We start from the raw sequence: 18,311 nt of genomic DNA, 5'->3' as shown, positions 1-18,311 counted from the left end.
TCGGTGTAATGACGGCGAGGGGGACGTGGCATGGGAACCTCCAATTGCGAGTAAATTATCGCTTCTTGGCGTCCGTTTCAGCGGAGCAGGTTCAGACCTCATATTTCTGCGGGTGACGGGAGTTCTCCATTGGATACGGGATGGCGTTGGAAGCCCTCACGCTGATCCGGTTGATTCGAATCGGATGGGGGTGCTGGGACGGCCCAACATTGAACGTTGAGCTGGCTGGGTGGTGCCCAGGCTCGGCGCATGTCCGAGGCGAGATTGCGAGGAGTTTTTCAGTCATGAGAAAGGTCCATCAGATCTTCAGGATCGGGGTTCGCCTCCTTGAGAAGGGGCAGTCGGCTCAGGCACTCTCGCTTGCAGAGGAACTGATCAGATCCGAAGACGAGATGGATCGCGTTGACGGGTACTCGTGTCGTGAGATGGTCTTCGAAGACGGCGGTATGGACGTCGCTGTTGATCTTGATAGATCAATTGACAGCGACCGAAGGGCTTCATTGATCGCCCCAAACGCTGTCACGTTCCTGCACTTGGCACGCGTAACCCTGAAGAGGAAGGAGTTTTCCCAGTCCCTCAGGCTCCTTGAGATATCTGCGGGATATGAGGAAACGCCGGAAATCCTGCTGGGCTTCGCACAATGGTTTGAAGAGTCCGATTCGCGAGATTACAGAATGGCAAAGTCCTACTACGCAAAGGCCGCTCTCAGAAGGCGGTTCGCAGGATTCTTCGGCTACTCGCGGGTGGCACGTGAGGCCGGACAGCCCTTGCGTACGCTGGCCGTGGACATTGCGCGCGTCCTGTCCGGGCCACTCATCGCGTTGGCCATCGGCCCTCGCACCGTTTCCAGTTCCAGGCAAAGGAGGTCGTCAAGTGAAGCTTGTCTGCATGGTTGCCACGCTTTTGTCGACAGTCGCCGCCCTGGCGGCATGTGGCGCTGTTCCGGAGGAGGCGGCGCCGAAGCCGGCACAGTGTGCTGCAGATGAGAAAGTCGCTTGCCGGGTGACGTTCCGCGGTCTTGCAGAGCAGTCGAGCCGGTTCGACGGCCACGCAGTGCGGGTTGAAGGCTATCTCGGTGTTTCCAAGGGCCTGTTCGTGCTGTCTTCCAGCAAGGAACAGTTCGATGCGGGCGCAACCGACGAAGTGGCGCTGCGCCTGCGAGGTCCCGTTGACGTTCAAGAGCGGATCTTCGATCAGTTTGCGTATTCCTGGGTTTCAGTGACGGGAACGTTCAGGGTCAAGCCCAGGAACGGCACTACCGATGATCTTCTTCTCGGTGAGATTCACGCGCCCCTGGAGGTCAGTCCATTGCGTCTCCTTGTGCCAGTGCAGCGTGAGACATTCGGGGATGTAATTCTGGACTTGCAGGACATCAAATGAAGTGGATGTCCATTGCCAGGATGACTCTCTACCTGGATGCAATCCAGGCGATGGGGCGTTTGGGTTTGCCTGTGGAGTTCACATTTTCTGCCGTTGTTCCATGACGCATGTGCGTCGGCGCCGGAGTGCTGCCTTCAATTGCACGTACGAGGCACGCGATAGTGGCCGCTTCAACTGCGTTTGTTTGGGCAGCATTGAAGTCCAGCTCCTGCTAAGGCTTGGCGGTTGAAGCAGCAGAGTGCTGAGCAAGTATGGGCTGGATGATTGCCGGTTGGACAGGCATCTGGAGGGCCGGCCAACGGCCGGCGCTACCGGGCGTTGGTGGGTGATGGGTGCGGGTTGCGGTTGGGTTGGCGCACGACCAACGGTCGTGCGCTACCGACAGGTACAGTCAGCTGAGGAGCTTGCGCACCTTGGTCAGCGCTGCGATGAACCGCTCGATTTCGGCGTGCGTGTTGTAGAACGCGAGAGACGCGCGGCAGGTGGCCGCCACGCCGTAGTACTGCAGCAGCGGGTGCGCGCAGTGCTGGCCTGAGCGAATGGCCACGCCTTCCAGATCCAGCAGGGTGGCCAGGTCGTGCGCGTGGGCGCCTTCGATCAGGAAGGAGACCACCGCCGCCTTGTCCGGCGTGGTGCCGAAGATGCGCAGGCCGTCGATCTTGTTCAGTTCTTCGGTGAAGTGCGCCAGCAGTTCGCTTTCGCGCGCTTCCACGTGGTCCAGGCCCAGTGATTCCAGGTAGTCCACCGCCACGCCAAGGCCGATGAAGCCGGCGATGTTCGGGGTGCCAGCTTCGAATTTGTGCGGGCCCTCGTTGAACACGGTGCCCTCGAAGCTGACTTCCTTGATCATCTCGCCGCCACCGAGGAAGGGCGGCATGGCATCAAGATGCTCGCGCTTCGCCCACAGTGCGCCGGTGCCAGTGGGGCCGCACATCTTGTGCCCGGTGATGGCGTAGAAGTCGCAGCCGATGTTGGCGATGTCGACCTTGCGGTGCGGCACGGCCTGCGAGCCGTCCACCACGGTGATGATGCCGCGCTTGCGCGCTTCCCGGCAGATCTCGCGCACCGGGTTGACCGTGCCCAGCACGTTGGAGACGTGGGCCACGGCCAGCAGCTTGACCTCGGGGGTCATGGCCTTGCGCAGGGCGTCCAGGTCGAGCGCACCTTCGGGGGTGATCTCGGCCACGCGAATGGTCGCGCCGGTGCGCTGGGCGACCAGCTGCCACGGCACGATGTTGGCGTGGTGCTCCATGCGCGAGACGAGGATGACATCGCCGGCCTTCAACCGCGGCAGGGCCCATGAATAGGCCACCAGGTTGATGGCGAAGGTGGTGCCGCTGCACAGGATGAGTTCGCTGGCGCGCACGTTGAGGAAGCGCGCCAGCTTGCTGCGCGCGCCTTCGTAGGCGTCGGTAGCCTCGGTGCCCAGCGCGTGCACGGCGCGGCTGACGTTGGCGTTGTAGCGGCGGTAGAACTCATCCACCGCGCCGATCACCTGCACCGGCTTCTGGCCGGTGTTGGCGTTGTCGAAGTACACCAGCGGCTTGCCGTGCACTTCCCGCATCAGCAGCGGGAAGTCCAGGCGCACGCGGTCCCAGTCGGGAGCGGCGGCCGTGTCGGCCACCGGGCGCGGGGTGGAGAGGTTCATGCCACGCCTGCCTTGGCCAGCGCGAGGTCCAGCTGGCGGCGCAGCTGTTCGGTCAGGCGCGCGTCGAGCACGTTCAGCGGCTCATGGCAGAACGCGGCGCTGAGCAGCTGCTGCGCCTGCTGGGCCGGCAGGCCGCGCGAGCGCAGGTAGAACAGGGCGTTGGCATCGAGCTGGCCGACGGTGGCGCCGTGGGCGGCCTTCACTTCATCGGCGTCGATCACCAGCGTGGGCTGGGTATCGATTTCGGCGTCGGCGGACAGCAGCAGGTTCTTGTTGGACAGGTTGGCGTCGGTGCCATCGGCGCCGGCACGGATGTGGATGCCGCCGTGGAAGACCACGCGGCTGCGGTTGGCGGCCACGCCGCGCCACACCATTTCCGAGGCGGTATCGCGCGCGATGTGTTCGATGCCCAGCCGGGTGTCGACATGGCGGCGGCCGTTGCCGAGCAGCACGCCGTTGGCGGTGAGCTGGGCGTTATCGCCTTCCAGGCGCACGTTGAGTTCGTGGCGGCTGAGCGCGGCGCCCAGTTCCAGGTCCACGCGGCGGTACTGCGCGTCACGCGCGAGCACGGCGTCGGTGCGCAGCAGCACGGTGGCGCGGGCGCCGTCGGCCTGCACGCGGGCATGTGAGAGCACCGCCTGCTGGGCCAGGTGCACGTGCACCAGGGTGTTGCCCAGGTGCGCGGTGTCGCCGATCGCCAGGTGGTGTTCGACCACGCCCAGCGCGGCGCCGGTGCGCAGCTCGATCAGGTGGCGGTGGTGCCAGGCCAGGTCGGCGTTGCCGGGGGTGCTGATGAAGACCAGCTGCAGCGGGGTTTCAACCTGCACGCCGTCGTCCACGCGCACCAGCACGCCTTCGTCGGCGAGGGCGGCGTTGAGGCGGGCGAAGACTTCTTCGCTGCGCTCGAAGCGGCGGCCCAGGAAGCGCAGGGCTTCATCGCCAGCGGCCAGCGCCGAGGACAGGGTCTGTACCTGCACGCCGGCCGGCAGCGCGGCCACATCGCTGTGCGCGGCAGACGGGCGGCCGTTGACGAACACCAGCCGCGGCGACGGGATGTCGGCCAGCAGGGCAGGGTCGATCTCGGCCGCGGCCAGCGGCGCGGGCTGGAAGGTGCGGCGCTCGAGCTGGCGCAGCGAAGTGTATTTCCAGGCTTCGCTGCGCGGGCCGGGCAGGCCGGCCTGCAGGGCGGCGTCGAGCTCGGCGCGGCGGGCGTCGCTGCCGCAGAAGCTGGCGGCCAGGGAATCGAGCAGGGCGCTCATCAGGCCGCTGCCTCCGGCACCACGCGGTCCTTCAGGAAGTGGTAGCCATGGGCTTCCAGTTCCAGGGCCAGTTCAGGGCCGCCGCTCTGCACGATCTTGCCATCAGCCAGCACGTGCACCACGTCCGGCTTGATGTAATCGAGCAGGCGCTGGTAGTGGGTGATGACCAGGAACGAGCGGTCCGGCGAGCGCAGCGCATTGACGCCGTCGGCCACGCTCTTGAGCGCGTCGATGTCCAGGCCGCTGTCGGTCTCGTCCAGGATCGCCAGCTTCGGCTCGAGCACGGCCAGCTGGAAGATCTCGTTGCGCTTCTTCTCGCCACCGGAGAAGCCTTCGTTGACGCCACGGTGCAGCAGCTCATCCTTCAGGTGCAGCACGGCCAGCTTCTGGCGCACCAGCTTGAGGAACTGCATGGAATCGAGTTCTTCCTCGCCGCGCGCCTTGCGCTGGGCATTGAGCGCGGCGCGCAGGAAGTAGGTGTTGTTCACGCCGGGAATTTCCACCGGGTACTGGAAGGCCAGGAACAGGCCGGCGGCGGCGCGTTCTTCCGGCGCCAGCTCCAGCAGGTCGCGGCCGTCGAACTGCACGCCGCCTTCGCTGACGTCATAGCCTTCGCGGCCGGCCAGCACGTTGCCCAGCGTGGACTTGCCCGCGCCGTTGGGGCCCATGATGGCGTGGACCTGGCCCGGCTTCACGTCCAGCGACAGGCCCTTGAGGATTTCCTTGTCGCCGATGCGGGCGTGGAGGTTGTCAATCTTCAGCATGATACGAATCCAGTAGTGCCACGCCATGCGTGGCAAAAAAAATCAAACGAAGGCGCGACCGGTCAGCCCACGGAACCTTCAAGGGAGACTTCCAGCAGCTTCTTGGCTTCCACCGCAAATTCCATCGGCAGCTCGCGGAACACCTGCTTGCAGAAGCCATCCACGATCATCGAGACGGCGTTTTCCTGGTCGATGCCACGTGCGCGGCAATAGAACAGCTGGTCGTCGGAGATCTTGGAGGTGGTGGCTTCATGCTCCACCGTCGCGCTCGGGTTCTTGACCTCGATGTACGGGAAGGTGTGCGCGCCGGAGGTCTTGCCGATCAGCAGCGAATCGCACTGGGTGTAGTTGCGCGCGCCATCGGCATTGCGGTCCACCTTGACCAGGCCACGATAGGTGTTCTGGCCACGGCCGGCGCTGATGCCCTTGCTGACGATCTTGCTCTTGGTGCGCTTGCCGACGTGGATCATCTTGGTGCCGGTGTCGGCCTGCTGGCGGTGGTGGGTCAGGGCCACGGAGTGGAACTCGCCCACCGAGTCGTCGCCCAGCAGCACGCAGGACGGGTACTTCCAGGTGATCGCTGAACCGGTTTCGACCTGGGTCCAGGTGACCTTGCTGCGCGCGCCACGGCATTCGGCACGTTTGGTGACGAAGTTGTAGATGCCGCCCACGCCGTTCTCGTCGCCCGGGTACCAGTTCTGCACGGTGGAGTACTTGATCTCGGCATCTTCCAGCGCCACCAGCTCGACCACCGCGGCGTGCAGCTGGTTTTCATCGCGCATCGGCGCGGTGCAGCCTTCCAGGTAGGACACGTATGCCTTGTCCTCGCAGATGATCAGGGTGCGCTCGAACTGGCCGGTATGGCCGGCGTTGATGCGGAAGTAGGTGCTCAGTTCCATCGGGCAGCGCACGCCCTTGGGGATGAACACGAAGCTGCCGTCGGAGAACACGGCCGAGTTCAGCGCGGCGAAGTAGTTGTCGCCCACCGGCACCACGCTGCCCAGGTACTGCTTGACCAGTTCCGGGTGTTCCTTGATGGCTTCGGACATGGAACAGAAGATCACGCCCTTTTCGGCCAGCTCCTTGCGGAAGGTGGTGCCGACCGAGACCGAGTCGAACACCGCGTCCACGGCCACGCCCGCCAGCTTGGCGCGCTCGTGCAGCGGCACGCCCAGCTTGTCGTAGGTGTCCAGCAGTTCCTTGGGCACCTCGTCCAGCGAGGCGTACTTCGGGCCCTTGGGCGCGGAGTAGTAGCTGAGCGCCTGCAGGTCGATCGCGGCGATCTGCAGCTTGGCCCAGTCCGGCATCGGCATGGTCAGGAAGTGGCGGTAGGCGTCCAGGCGCCACTGCGTCATCCATTCCGGCTCGTCCTTCTTGGCCGACAGGGCACGGATGGTGTCCTCGTCCAGGCCGGGCGGCAGTGAGTCCGATTCGATGTCCGTGATGAAGCCGGCCGAATACTTGCGGCCGAGCTGTTCATGGATCTCGCGGTTGGGGGTGTCGCCGGGGGCGACGGTGTCGAGGATATCGGTGGCCATGGGGGCTGCCTGTGGATCAGGAGACGACATCCGCCGCGATCACGCGGCGGGGGGCGTCAACAAGGGGAAGAGGGGGCAGGATCTGCGCCAGGCTGACCTTGCGCAGTGCGTCGGACACCACGTCGTTGATCATCCGCCAGCTGCTGCGCGCGCCGCACTGCAGCTCGCGTCCGCACTGGCTGTGGTCGTGCGCGCACTCGGTCAGGCCCAGCGGGCCTTCCATGGCTTCGACGACCTCGAACAGGCTGATCTGGTCGGGGCGGCGGGTCAGCCGGTAGCCGCCGCGCACGCCGCGCAGGCCTTCCACCAGGCCGGCCTGGGCCAGCGGCTTGAGCAGCTTGCTGACGGTGGGCGGCTCGAGGCTGGCGAATTCGGCCAGTTCGGTCGCGCTGAGCACCTCGCCCGGGCGAGCGGCAAGGACGGTCAGGACAACGGTGGCGTAATCGGTGAGCTTGGTGACGCGGAGCATGGGGAGGGCAGAACCATAAAGCGGACTGAAATTGTACGCTTTTATGCTGGCGCATCCAACCCGGCCTGTTCAGGTGCTCCCGACGGGGCGCCAGCAGGGGCGCGGTGCGGACGTGGTTGGGCAATCACAAAGATTAAGCGAGAATCGACCCATCCCAACGTAATGGCCAGCCAGATGCCCAAGAAGATCCAAGCCCGCAAGTCGACCATTCACGGCAATGGCGTGTTCGCGCTGGCGCCGCTCAAGAAGGGCGAGCGGGTGATCCAGTACAAGGGGCTGCTGCGCAGCCACGCCGACGTGGATGCCGATGATACCGGGGATGTGGAGAGCGGGCACACCTTCCTGTTCACCCTGAACGACGATTACGTGATCGATGCCAATTACAAGGGCAACGATGCGCGCTGGTTGAACCACAGCTGCGACCCGAACTGCGAGGCGGTGATCGAGGAAGCCGAGGGTGACAACCGTCGCGAGGACAAGGTGTTCATCGAGGCGATCAAGGACATCAAGCCGGGCGACGAGCTGACCTACAACTACGGCATCACCCTGGCCGAGCGTCACACCGCACGCCTGAAGAAGATCTGGGAATGCCGCTGCGGCTCGAAGAAGTGCACCGGGACGATGTTGCAGCCCAAGCGGTAAAGCGCCCGCAGGCGCTTTACCGCGGTAGCACCCGACCGTTGGTCGGGTGAGCGTGCGTACCGACCAACGGTCGGTACCTACCGGCCACGCGACGTCCACATGCCGGTCACTCTGTGCCAATGCGCGGATGTGCATGGTAGGGGCTCACTTTTTGAAGGAGCCCATACATGGCACAGGATCTCAACGGCAAGCGCGTGGCCATCCTCGCCACCGACGGTTTTGAACAGTCCGAACTGCAGGAGCCCAAGCGCCTGCTGGAATCATGGGGCGCCAAGGTGTCCGTCGTCGCGCCCGGCGATGCGGGCAAGATCCGCGGCTGGAAGGACAAGGACTGGGGCGAGAGCGTTGCGGTGGACCAGCCGCTGGGTGGCGCCGATGCCGGGAATTACGACGCACTGGTGTTGCCGGGCGGGGTGATCAACCCCGACAAGCTGCGCACCGAGGCGCCGGCAGTAGCGTTCATCAAGGCGTTTGCAGCGGCCGGGAAACCGGTCGCGGCGATCTGCCATGGTCCGTGGCTGCTGGTGGAATCCGGCTTGGCCAAGGGCCGCAAGGTGACCTCCTGGCCGTCGCTGAAAACCGATCTGGGCAATGCCGGCGCGCAGTGGACCGACGCCGAAGTGGTGGTGGACAACGGGGTCATCACCAGCCGCAAGCCGGATGATATTCCGGCGTTTTCCGAGGCGGTGGCCAAGGCCCTCGTGGGCTGATGGCAAGGCAGTGGAGCCGGGCCGTGCCCGGTTCCACCTGCGCGTACGTCCGGGGTTACCGGCCCAGCACGCCGGCCGGGACCAGGGCGCCGAGGTCCTGGTTGAAGGTGACCACCAGCTTGCCGTTCTGCACCTGGGCCGATTGCACCTGCAATGCGCCGAGCATGGCGCCAACGGTCGGGTCGATGCGGTAGATCGGCTCGCGCCGGGCGTAGTCGACCAGAAACGCGTTGAGCAGCTCGCGGGTGCGCGAGTCCAGCCTGCCGCCGTTGTTGGCCGGGGTGAAGTCGTCCACGGTCGGCTGGTCCAGGTGGAAGCCCTGGGTCTGCGCGTCGTAGCGCAGGCCGCTGCTCAATTTGACCTTGCCCAGCGGCGCGGGCGCGCTGCCGGCCGTGGCCAGCGCCACGTCCAGGCCCAGGTCCAGCCGGTTGCCCTGCGGCAGCGTCAGTTTCGGATGGCTCATGGTCATCGCGATCAGGCCTCCCAGCGCGTCCTGGGTGCGCGGGAAACTGGTGTCCAGATACTGCTGGACATCGTTGGCGCCGACCGACAGTTCACGGCCGGAGATGCTGGGCGCCGCCTGCGCGCCGACGGCTGCGGCGATCAGGACGGTGCAGGCGGCAAGGCGGGTAAGGAGAGGGCGTAGCGTCATGGGAGCGGGTGCGCGGAAAGGATGACGTCGACACCATAGCGCGTTGGGCTGAATCGGCGCTTCATGGGCCAACGGCACGCCACACGGTTACCGCAGCACCGGCTGCAACGAGGCGGCCTGGATTTCCCAGCCGCTGCCGTCCGGGCGCGGCTGCAGGCGGTACCAGCCCTGGAATCTGAACGTGCCGGTGCCGGTGATGGCGCGTACGCGGACCGGTACTTCACGCAGGCGCGAGGGCTGGGCGGTGTCGCGGGCGATCGGGCTGTCCACGTCCACCCGCAGGCTGCGCAGGTCGTGAATGTTGCGGAGTGCGGCGTCGTCGGGGCGGGACCCGGTGCGGCCACCGCTCCAGTAGGCGTCCGAGGCGCTGCGGTCGCTGCCCAGCAGGGCATACAGGTAATTGCGCACGATCACGCCTTCATTGGGCGCGTCCGGCGCCACCGCGCTCAGTGCCGCTGCCGCCGACGCGTCGGTTTCGGGACGCGCAGCTGAGACCTGCTCAGCGGAGCCGGAGGTAGTTGCGGCAGGTGCGGCATCGGTGCGCGCCTCGCCGGCGACCGGGTCGGGTTGGCAGGAACAGCCTGCGAACAGCAGCGGCAACAGCAACACGACTCGACGCATGGCGCACTCTCCCCGGTGAAGGGCAGAGTGTAGCGGTGCTTCAGGATGCGCGCTGGATCCCATCCAGGGCGGCAAGCACCTGGTCGAGTTGCGGCTGCAGGGCGGTCAGCGGGTGACTGGGCTGGTCTGCATAGCGTTGCGCCAGGTCGTGCAGCAGCTGGGTGGCCACGATGGCGGCGGCGCGCTCATCGCCACTCAGTCCGGTCTGTCGGCGGGCGACTTCCAGCAGCCGCATCCAGTCCTGCTGGGCGCGGTGTTCCAGTTCGATCGTGCAGCGTCCGCTGCACTGCAGCCCGTCCTTTTCGATCGGGGTAACGGTGATGCGATAGCGTTGCGAGGGGCTGGCCATGGCGGTGCACTGTGGGGGAGTGGTCCCACCATAGGCGTGGCGCGGGTGGCGGGCGACAGGCGCCACCGCACGCAGTGTTCCACCTTGAGCGTTCCGTCCACGCCGCAGCGCCGCGCGAAGGCCGTCCGTGCTGGATCTGCGCGGGCCCCTGGGCGGGCAGCGCGGTTTGGCAACGCTGTGTTTCGTGGTCGGTGCAACCGCCCAAAAGGAACGGGACGGCAAGGCCGTCCCGTTCGGGTGCTGCAGGAAGCGCGCAGATTACAGCGCGGCGTCCTTGAGCTTCTTGAGCGGACGCACCTTCAGCTTGGTGGTGGCCGGCTTGGCGGCGAACCACTGCTCTTCCTTGGTGAACGGGTTGATGCCCTTGCGCTTCGGCTTGGCCGCAACGCTGACGGTGGTGATCTTCAGCAGGCCCGGCAGGGTGAAGCTGCCCGCGCCCTTCTTGTGCACCGAAGAAGCCACTGCGGTTTCCAGCGAGGCCAGCACCGCGCGGACGTCCTTGGCGACAACGCCAGAGGCTTCGGCGATGTGTGCAACCAGGCCGGACTTGGTCAGCACTTCCTTGATCGGCTTCGGAGCTGCCGGCTTGGCGGCGGCCTTCGTAGCGACTTTCTTCACTGCCTTCTTCGGGGCAGCCTTCTTAGCGGTCTTTGCCATGGTTTCCTGTTCCGTGATCGGTTGGTTGGGTGGTCGCGCCGAACCCATCGGCAAGCGAAATGTAGGGCAACAATGCGGCGCCGCCAATAGGCTAACGCATAAAAATTCGGGTTTTCTGCTTTTGCGGTTACCGCAGTGCATCAGGACATGCCCGGAAACGGGGGCATTGCGTGCCGTTTCGACGCAGCGCGCGGACCTGCCAGCGCCGGCGTGTTCCGCAATAAATGCCTGCAAACCAGCACCTTGCGTCGCGGCCGGGCGGCGCCGCGCGGCTGGCAGGTCGTCGCGCTGCGTCCGCTTGCCGCAGCGCCGCCCGGCCAGACATGGTGCTAACGCCCGCCGGTCTACGCTGCAGTTGCCATTCACTCAAAGAGGAACAACCGATGGGCATTTCGCGTCACGCCACCGCGCACTGGGAAGGTGACCTCAAGACAGGCAAGGGACAACTCAGCACGCCGCAGAGTGGCCTGCTGGACAAGACCCGCTATGCCTTCAGCAGCCGTTTCGGCGATGAGAAGGGCACCAACCCGGAAGAACTGATCGCTGCCGCGCACGCCGGCTGCTTCACCATGGCGCTGTCGGCCAAGCTCACCGAGGCTGGTTTCGTGCCGACCTCGCTGGACACCGAAGCCAAGGTCGACCTGTCGATGGAAGGTGGCCCGCAGTTGTCGCAGATCACGCTGAAGGTCAAGGCGGTGGTACCGAACATCGACGCGGCGCAGTTCCGCGCCATCGCGGACGATGCCAAGCAGAACTGTCCGGTTTCCAAGGCACTGAGCGCGGTGCCGATCAGCCTGGACGCCGAGCTGGCTGGGTGAAATGTCCAGGGTGCCGACGCAATGTCGGTACCCTGGATGACCCCGTAGAGACACGCCATGCGTGTCCCACGTGGACCCGGATACCGCGCAGGACACGCGTGGCGTGTCCCTACCAGGTGATCGTGCCCTGGATGACCGTCTGCACCTGGCCGCCGGACCAGACCTCGCCCTCCGCATCCACATGCAGGGTCAACCGCGCGTCGTGGCCCACCTCGCGGCCTTGGCTGACGACATAGCTGCCGTCCACGCCGGGCAGGGCGTTGCGGCTGTCCAGCCACGCGGCCAACACCGCATTGGCCGCGCCTGAAGCGGCATCCTCGAACCGCCGCCCGTTGCCCACGAACGCGCGCACGGCCAGCTGGTAACCGTCTCCCGAGCTCCGCGCATAGGCGAACACGCCCATGCTGTCGGTGCTTTCGGCCAAGGCGGCGATGGCATCCCAGTCCGGGGACAGACCGCGCAACGCGGCTTCATCGGCCAGTTCCACCACCCACCAGCTGCGCCCGCCGGACATGCGGGCGGGCGGTAGTTCACCCAGCGCCCAGCCGGCCAGCGCAGCCTGCAGGCGCGGATCGTCGGCGGTGGTCACTTCGGCTACCGCTGCGCGCGGGGTGCGGATCGCGATGCTGCGCGTGGCCCCTTCACCGACCACCCGCAGCGGCAGCGCGCCGGCGATGCCGTCCTGGACCAGGGCACCGTCCACCGGAGCGGCCAAGCCCGCCTCCAGTACCGCATGCGCGGTGCCCACGCTGGGGTGGCCGGCGAACGGCACTTCCTTCTGCGGGCTGAACATGCGGATGCGGTAACTGGCGCCCGGCGCCTGTGGCGGGAAAACAAAGGTGGTTTCCGGCAGCCGGGTCCAGCGGGCGATGGCCTGCATGCGCGCGTCGTCCAGGCCTTCGGCGTCCAGCACCACCGCCAGCGGGTTGCCGGCGCCGGGGTAGGGGGAGAACACGTCAAGCTGTAGGAAGCGGCGAGCAGTCATGGCAGGGGGATCGGACGGAAGGGGCCGGCAGCTTAACAAGCCGTGCCGCCCCGGGTCGTGCGCGGAGGCCATGCCGCCGCGCGGGCCCTGCCGGGGCCGGGGTTGGCATAGAATCAGAGGTTCGGCCCGGCGTGCCGGGTCGATCCCCCCACTACCTACCCATTCTTACCTCCATGTCAGCTTCCCCCCTTGTCGATCGCTGGATCGTACTGAAGTTCGGCGGCACCTCCGTGTCGCGTCGTCACCGCTGGGACACGATCGGGAAGCTGGCGAAAAAACGTGCGGAAGAGACCGGCGCGCGCGTCCTGGTGGTGGTGTCGGCCCTGTCCGGGGTCACCAATGAACTGACCGCGATCGCCGATGGCGCCGCCGACAGCCGCGCCCGGGTGGATGCGCTGGTGGCCCGCCACCGCGAGTTCCTGGCCGAGCTGTCGCTCGAGGGCGGCGCGCTGGACGTGCGCCTGGCCGCGCTGCAGGGCCTGCTGGACGACCCGCGTGCCGCGACGCGTCCGCTGGAGTGGCAGGCCGACGTGCTGGGCCAGGGCGAACTGCTGTCCTCCACCGTGGGCGCGGCCTACCTGCGCGCCAGCGGCCTGGATTTTGGCTGGATGGACGCGCGCGAGTGGCTGCAGGCGCTGCCGCCGCAGCCCAACCAGAGCGACTGGTCGCAGCGGCTGTCGGTGAACTGCCAATGGCGCTCGGACGCCGAATGGGCCGCGGCATTCCGCGCCCAGCCCACCCGCATGCTGATCACCCAGGGCTTCATCTCGCGGCATGCCGATGGCGGCACCGCCATCCTCGGCCGCGGCGGCTCGGATACGTCGGCGGCGTACTTCGGCGCGCTGCTGGGCGCCAGCCGGGTGGAAATCTGGACCGACGTGCCGGGCATGTTCAGCGCGAACCCGAAGGAGGTGCCAGACGCGCGCCTGCTGACCCGCCTGGATTATTACGAAGCGCAGGAAATCGCCACCACCGGCGCCAAGGTGCTGCACCCGCGTTCGATCAAGCCGTGCCGCGATGCCGGCGTGCCGATGGCGATCCTGGACACCGAACGCCCCGAACTGCCGGGCACCAGCATCGACGGCAACGCCGCGCCGGTGCCGGGGGTGAAGGCGATCAGCCGCCGCAACGGCATCGTGCTGGTGTCGATGGAAGGCATCGGCATGTGGCAGCAGGTCGGCTTCCTGGCCGACGTGTTCGGGCTGTTCAAGAAGCACGGGCTGTCGGTGGACCTGATCGGTTCGGCCGAAACCAACGTGACCGTGTCGCTGGACCCGTCCGAGAACCTGGTCAACACCGATGTGCTGGCCGCGCTGTCGGCCGACCTGTCGCAGATCTGCAAGGTCAAGATCATCGTGCCGTGCGCGGCGATCACCCTGGTCGGGCGTGGCATGCGCTCGCTGCTGCACAAGCTTTCCGACGTGTGGGCGACCTTCGGGCGCGAGCGCGTGCACATGATCTCGCAGTCGTCCAACGACCTGAACCTGACCTTCGTCATCGACGAAGCCGACGCCGACGGCCTGCTGCCGATCCTGCATGCGGAGCTGATCGACAGCGGCGCCATGCCGGTGGAAGAGGGCGAAGTGTTCGGCCCGCGCTGGCGCGAGATTGCCGGGACGATCCGGCCGCGCGAGACCGCCTGGTGGCGGGGCCAGCGCGAGCACCTGCTGCAGCTGGCCCAGGCCGGTACGCCGCGTTACGTGTACAACCTGGGCACGGTGCGCGCGCGGGCGCGCGCGCTGGCCGCGATCAAGCCGATCGACCAGCGGTATTACGCGATCAAGGCCAACAGCCATCCGGCCATCCTGGAACTGCTGGAGCAGGAAGGGTTCGGTCTGGAATGCGTCTCCCACGGCGAGCTGAAGCATGTCTTCAACGTGCTGCCGACGCTGTCGCCGCGTCGCGTGCTGTTCACCCCCAGCTTCGCGCCGCGCACCGAGTACGAAGCCGCTTTCGCGCTCGGCGTGACCGTCACCGTGGACAACGTGGAAGCGCTGCAGCGCTGGCCGGAGCTGTTCCGCAACCGTGAACTGTGGCTGCGCGTGGACCTGGGCCGTGGCGAAGGCCACCACGCCAAGGTCCGCACCGGTGGCAAGGACTCCAAGTTCGGCCTGCCGATCGCCCGCGTGGACGAATTCGTGCGCCTGGCCGAAGCGCTCGGCACCCGCGTGGTGGGCCTGCATGCCCACCTGGGCAGTGGCGTGGAAACCGCGCAGCACTGGCGGCTGATGTGCGACGAGCTGGCCGGTTTCGCGCGGCGGATCGGCAGCGTGGAGACCATCGACATCGGTGGCGGGTTGCCCATTCCGTACAGCGCCGATGACGAGCCGTTCGATCTGCAGGCCTGGGCCGCGGGCCTGGCCGAAGTCAAGGCGGTGCACCCGGCGTTCCGCCTGGCGATCGAACCGGGTCGCTACCTGGTTGCCGAATCCGGCGTGCTGCTGACCACCGCCACCCAGGTGGTGGAGAAGGACGGCGTGCGTCGGGTCGGCCTGGATGCAGGCATGAACACCCTGATGCGGCCGGCGCTGTACGACGCCTGGCACGACATCGAAAACCTGAGCCGGCTGGGCGGGTATGCCGAAGGGCTGTTCGACGTGGTCGGGCCGATCTGCGAATCCAGCGACGTGTTCGGCAAGCGCCGCCGCCTGCCGGTGTCCACCGCGCCGGACGATGTGATGCTGATCGCCGATGCCGGTGCCTACGGCTACGTCATGGCCAACACCTACAACCAGCGCGAACTGCCGCGCGAGGACGTCATCGATGACGTGCCCTGAGCGCGCGCCGCTGGTTTCCCTCATTGCCTCACCGGATGCCCCATGACTGCTTTCGATAAACACCAGGTTGCCTGTTTCCGCTTCGTCCGCTGCGCGTTCGCTGCGGACACCGGCGTGGCGCAGCTGGTCTACGCCTTCGACAACGGCCCGGAGCTGGTCGAGACGGTCACCATTCCCGGTGCGCCGTTCGTGCTGGAGGGCCCCCTTGCCGAGGCCGTGCAGCGGGCGCTGCGCCTGCTGCACCTGTTTGCGGGCGTGAGCTATTACAAGGCGGCCGTGCCGGAGCAGGTGCGGATCGACAGCTACGGCATCGATGCCGACACCGCCGCGCTGGTGGAAACGGTGTACCTCAACGGGCTGGGCGAGTTCGCCTACCGCAACGGGCTGAACCTGCGCGGGCGCTTCCGCCTGCCGGTCGAGGGCGAGGCGGTCGTCGCCCCGGCGCTGGGCCTGCGCGAGCATGCGCTGGTGGCCATCGGCGGCGGCAAGGATTCGCTGGTCAGCATCGAAGCGCTGCGGACGCTGGGCATCGACGAGACGGTAACCTGGATCGGCGGCTCGCAGCTGATCCGCGCCTGCGCCGAGCGCACCGGCCTGCCCACCCTCAACATCGGCCGCACGCTGGCCCCGGAGCTGTTCGAGCTCAACCGCCAGGGCGCGTGGAACGGGCATATCCCGGTCACTGCGGTGAACTCGGCGATCATGGTGCTGGCCGCGCTGCTGCAGGGCGTGGACCAGGTGGTGTTCTCCAACGAGCGCTCGGCCAGCTATGGCAGCCAGATTCCGGGCACCGGTGAAGTGAACCACCAGTGGTCCAAGGGCTGGGCCTTCGAGCAGGCGTTCGGCGAGCACCTGGAAAAGCATGTGGCGGCGGACCTGCACTACTACTCGCTGCTGCGCCCGCTGTCGGAGCTGGCGGTGGCACGGCAGTTCGCCCGGACCGATTTCTACGACGCGCATTTCTCCAGCTGCAACCGCAATTTCCACATCCTGGGCGAGCGCCCGGTGAACCGCTGGTGCGGGGTGTGCCCGAAGTGCCACTTCGTGTTCCTGGCGCTGGCCCCGTTCATGCCCAAGACCCGGCTGGTGGGCATTTTCGGCCGCAACCTGCTGGATGACCCCGACCAGGCCGGCGGCTTCGATGCGCTGCTGGAATTCCAGGACCACAAGCCGTTCGAATGCGTGGGCGAAGGCCGCGAGTCGCGCGCGGCGATGGCCACGCTGGCCACGCGTGCGGAATGGAGCGAGGACGCGCTGGTGAAGCGCTTCATCCAGGAGATCCAGCCGCAGCTGGACCGCACCGACCTGCAGATCGAACCGTTGCTGGTGCTGGAAGGCGAGCACCGGATTCCGGCGGCGATCTGGGAGCGCCTGCGTGCGAATTTCGCAGCTTGAAGGCAGGCGCGTAGCGCTGTGGGGCTGGGGGCGTGAGGGGCGTGCGGCATTCGCCGTCCTTCGCCGGCACCTGCCCGGCCTGGCCCTGACCCTGTTCTGCCCGGAGGCCGAGGTCGCGTCCGCGCAGGCCGAGGCAGGCAGCGCACTGCAGGTGCGTTCGGATGTCAGCGCCGACGCGCTGGCTGCCTTCGAGGTGGTGATCAAGTCGCCGGGGATCAGCCCCTATGGGGAAGCCGCGGTGGTGGCCGCCGCGCGGGGCACGCAGTTCATCGGCGGGACCTCGTTGTGGTTCGCCGAGCACGCCGATGCCGACGGCACCGTGCGCGACACCGTGTGCGTGACCGGCACCAAGGGCAAGAGCACCACCACCGCGTTGCTGGCACACCTGCTGCGGGCGTCGGGCGCGCGCACCGGGCTGGTCGGCAACATCGGCCTGCCGTTGCTGGAGGTGTTGGACCCGCAGCCGGCACCGGCGTACTGGGCGGTGGAACTGTCCAGCTACCAGACCGGCGAAGTGGCGCGCAGTGGCGCACACCCGCAGGTGGCGGTGGTGCTGAACCTGTTCCCCGAACACCTGGACTGGCACGGCAGCGAAGCGCGTTACATCGAGGACAAGCTGGCGCTGGTGACCGGTGCCGCACCGCGCATCGCCGTGCTCAACGCGGCCGATCCGCACCTGGCGGCGCTGTCGCTGCCGCACAGCGAGGTGGTCTGGTTCAACCAGCCGCAGGGCTGGCACATGCGCGGCGAGTGGGTGTTCCGCGGGGAGCAGCAGGTATTCGATACCGCGCATACACCGCTGCCGGGTCGGCACAACCGCGGCAACCTGTGCGCGGTACTGGCGGCGATCGAGGCATTGGGCCTGGATGCGGTGGCGCTTGCGCCGGCCGTGCAGGCGTTCCGGCCGCTGCCCAACCGCCTGCAGACCATTGGCAGCCGCGATGGCCTGCGCTTCGTCAACGATTCGATCAGCACCACCCCGCATGCCAGCCTGGCGGCGCTGGACTGCTTCGCCGGCCAGCGCATCGCGCTGCTGGTGGGCGGGCATGACCGAGGGCTGGACTGGCACGATTTCGTGGCCCACATGGCGCACGACGTGCCGCCGGTGGAGATCGTCACGATGGGGGCGAACGGCCCGCGCATCCATGCACTGCTGCAGCCGCTGGCCGACGCCGGGCGGTTCGGTCTGCACGCCGCCGGCGATCTGGAGGAGGCGGTGCGGCTGGCCCGCGCTGCGCTGGGCGGGCAGGGTGGCGTGGTGTTGATGTCGCCGGGTGCACCGAGTTACGGCGTGTACCGCGATTACGTCGCCCGCGGCCGGCATTTCGCCGAGCTTGCCGGGTTCGACCCGGACCAGATCACCGCGATCCCGGGCATCGGCATCGCCTGACATTTCGCCAACAGCCCAGCCGACGGGTAGATCGGACGGTAGAGCGGACGGTAGAGCGGACTGTTAGTCCGCTGCTCTACGCGACCCACCTAGGCACACCGCCAACGGCGCAGCCGAAGGTAGAGCGGACTGTTAGTCCGCTGCTCTACGCGGCCCATCCTGGCACACCGCCAACGGCGCAGCCGAAGGTAGAGCGGACTGTTAGTCCGCTGCTCTACGCGGCCCATCCTGGCACACCGCCAACGGCGCAGCCGAAG

18 protein-coding genes are annotated in these 18,311 nt (G+C 67.0%); 8 read left to right on the top strand and 10 right to left on the bottom strand.

Annotated elements, in window-relative coordinates:
• The first annotated feature begins 284 nt into the window (after positions 1–284).
• Positions 285–986 carry a hypothetical protein gene (locus ACIGII_RS19035; RefSeq protein WP_399641120.1) on the top strand — a complete coding sequence of 234 codons (702 nt, stop codon included), beginning with the start codon at positions 285–287 and terminating at the stop codon, positions 984–986.
• Positions 987–1,002: 16 nt separating this feature from the next.
• Positions 1,003–1,380 carry a hypothetical protein gene (locus tag ACIGII_RS19030; RefSeq protein ID WP_399641123.1) on the top strand — a complete coding sequence of 126 codons (378 nt, stop codon included), beginning with the start codon at positions 1,003–1,005 and terminating at the stop codon, positions 1,378–1,380.
• A 391-nt stretch (positions 1,381–1,771) separates the two neighbouring features.
• On the opposite strand, the gene ACIGII_RS19025 is transcribed toward ACIGII_RS19030, so the two are convergent.
• From ACIGII_RS19025 to ACIGII_RS19005, 5 genes are all read right to left on the bottom strand, one after another.
• On the bottom strand, positions 1,772–3,028 hold the full coding sequence (locus ACIGII_RS19025; RefSeq protein ID WP_399641125.1) for a cysteine desulfurase: 1,257 nt from the start codon (positions 3,026–3,028) through the stop codon (positions 1,772–1,774).
• Positions 3,025–4,287: a Fe-S cluster assembly protein SufD gene (gene sufD / locus ACIGII_RS19020; protein ID WP_399641128.1), complete on the bottom strand. Its 1,263-nt coding sequence runs from the start codon at positions 4,285–4,287 to the stop codon at positions 3,025–3,027. Before sufD ends, ACIGII_RS19025 begins: the two co-directional genes overlap by 4 nt.
• Positions 4,287–5,051, bottom strand: a complete 765-nt coding sequence (gene sufC / locus ACIGII_RS19015) for a Fe-S cluster assembly ATPase SufC (protein WP_399641130.1) — start codon at positions 5,049–5,051, stop codon at positions 4,287–4,289. The genes sufD and sufC overlap by 1 nt, the downstream gene beginning before the upstream one ends.
• Positions 5,052–5,113: 62 nt before the next feature.
• The gene (gene sufB, locus ACIGII_RS19010) at positions 5,114–6,589 is read right to left on the bottom strand and encodes a Fe-S cluster assembly protein SufB (RefSeq protein WP_399641133.1); all 1,476 of its coding nucleotides are present in this window, start codon (positions 6,587–6,589) and stop codon (positions 5,114–5,116) included.
• 16 nt (positions 6,590–6,605) lie between these two features.
• Positions 6,606–7,058, bottom strand: coding sequence for an SUF system Fe-S cluster assembly regulator (locus ACIGII_RS19005; RefSeq protein WP_399641135.1), 453 nt, complete (start codon positions 7,056–7,058; stop codon positions 6,606–6,608).
• 174 nt (positions 7,059–7,232) lie between these two features.
• Here ACIGII_RS19005 and ACIGII_RS19000 point away from each other — a divergent pair, with 174 nt between their 5' ends.
• A complete protein-coding gene (locus ACIGII_RS19000) occupies positions 7,233–7,700 on the top strand; it encodes an SET domain-containing protein (RefSeq protein WP_068854575.1) in 468 nt (155 codons plus the stop codon).
• Positions 7,701–7,867: 167 nt separating this feature from the next.
• Positions 7,868–8,410 (top strand): type 1 glutamine amidotransferase domain-containing protein, encoded by a 543-nt coding sequence (locus ACIGII_RS18995; protein WP_399641138.1) that lies wholly within the window; start codon positions 7,868–7,870, stop codon positions 8,408–8,410.
• Positions 8,411–8,465: 55 nt separating this feature from the next.
• Here ACIGII_RS18995 and ACIGII_RS18990 read toward each other — a convergent pair whose 3' ends face one another.
• From ACIGII_RS18990 to ACIGII_RS18975, 4 genes are all read right to left on the bottom strand, one after another.
• Complete coding sequence (locus ACIGII_RS18990) at positions 8,466–9,062, bottom strand: DUF1439 domain-containing protein (RefSeq protein ID WP_399641141.1); 597 nt, start codon at positions 9,060–9,062, stop codon at positions 8,466–8,468.
• 87 nt (positions 9,063–9,149) lie between these two features.
• Positions 9,150–9,683 carry a hypothetical protein gene (locus ACIGII_RS18985; protein WP_399641144.1) on the bottom strand — a complete coding sequence of 178 codons (534 nt, stop codon included), beginning with the start codon at positions 9,681–9,683 and terminating at the stop codon, positions 9,150–9,152.
• 40 nt (positions 9,684–9,723) lie between these two features.
• On the bottom strand, positions 9,724–10,032 hold the full coding sequence (locus ACIGII_RS18980; protein WP_399641147.1) for a DUF3861 family protein: 309 nt from the start codon (positions 10,030–10,032) through the stop codon (positions 9,724–9,726).
• 258 nt (positions 10,033–10,290) lie between these two features.
• Positions 10,291–10,689 (bottom strand): HU family DNA-binding protein, encoded by a 399-nt coding sequence (locus ACIGII_RS18975; protein WP_070206701.1) that lies wholly within the window; start codon positions 10,687–10,689, stop codon positions 10,291–10,293.
• Positions 10,690–11,072: 383 nt separating this feature from the next.
• Between ACIGII_RS18975 and ACIGII_RS18970 the strand changes: the two genes are divergently transcribed.
• Positions 11,073–11,507 (top strand): OsmC family protein, encoded by a 435-nt coding sequence (locus ACIGII_RS18970; protein WP_399641151.1) that lies wholly within the window; start codon positions 11,073–11,075, stop codon positions 11,505–11,507.
• Positions 11,508–11,616: 109 nt separating this feature from the next.
• Here the strand turns inward: ACIGII_RS18970 and ACIGII_RS18965 are convergent, their stop codons facing one another.
• Entirely contained in the window at positions 11,617–12,492 is an 876-nt protein-coding gene (locus tag ACIGII_RS18965; protein WP_399641154.1) for a PhzF family phenazine biosynthesis protein, read from the bottom strand.
• A gap of 173 nt (positions 12,493–12,665) precedes the next feature.
• Between ACIGII_RS18965 and ACIGII_RS18960 the strand changes: the two genes are divergently transcribed.
• Genes ACIGII_RS18960 through murD form a run of 3 tightly spaced genes read left to right on the top strand, consistent with a single transcriptional unit; the run spans position 12,666 to position 18,054 of the window.
• Positions 12,666–15,269: a bifunctional aspartate kinase/diaminopimelate decarboxylase gene (locus ACIGII_RS18960; protein ID WP_399641157.1), complete on the top strand. Its 2,604-nt coding sequence runs from the start codon at positions 12,666–12,668 to the stop codon at positions 15,267–15,269.
• A gap of 42 nt (positions 15,270–15,311) precedes the next feature.
• On the top strand, positions 15,312–16,664 hold the full coding sequence (murL, locus tag ACIGII_RS18955) for a UDP-N-acetyl-alpha-D-muramoyl-L-alanyl-L-glutamate epimerase (protein WP_399641160.1): 1,353 nt from the start codon (positions 15,312–15,314) through the stop codon (positions 16,662–16,664).
• The gene (gene murD / locus ACIGII_RS18950; protein WP_399641163.1) at positions 16,645–18,054 is read left to right on the top strand and encodes a UDP-N-acetylmuramoyl-L-alanine--D-glutamate ligase; all 1,410 of its coding nucleotides are present in this window, start codon (positions 16,645–16,647) and stop codon (positions 18,052–18,054) included. Before murL ends, murD begins: the two co-directional genes overlap by 20 nt.
• The last annotated feature ends 257 nt before the right edge of the window (positions 18,055–18,311 follow it).

Source organism: Stenotrophomonas sp. NPDC077420 (assembly GCF_044543385.1).
Lineage (GTDB): Bacteria > Pseudomonadota > Gammaproteobacteria > Xanthomonadales > Xanthomonadaceae > Stenotrophomonas.
The sequence above is the reverse complement of the archived record's forward strand: the minus strand, read 5'-3'. Positions and strand labels throughout refer to the sequence as shown.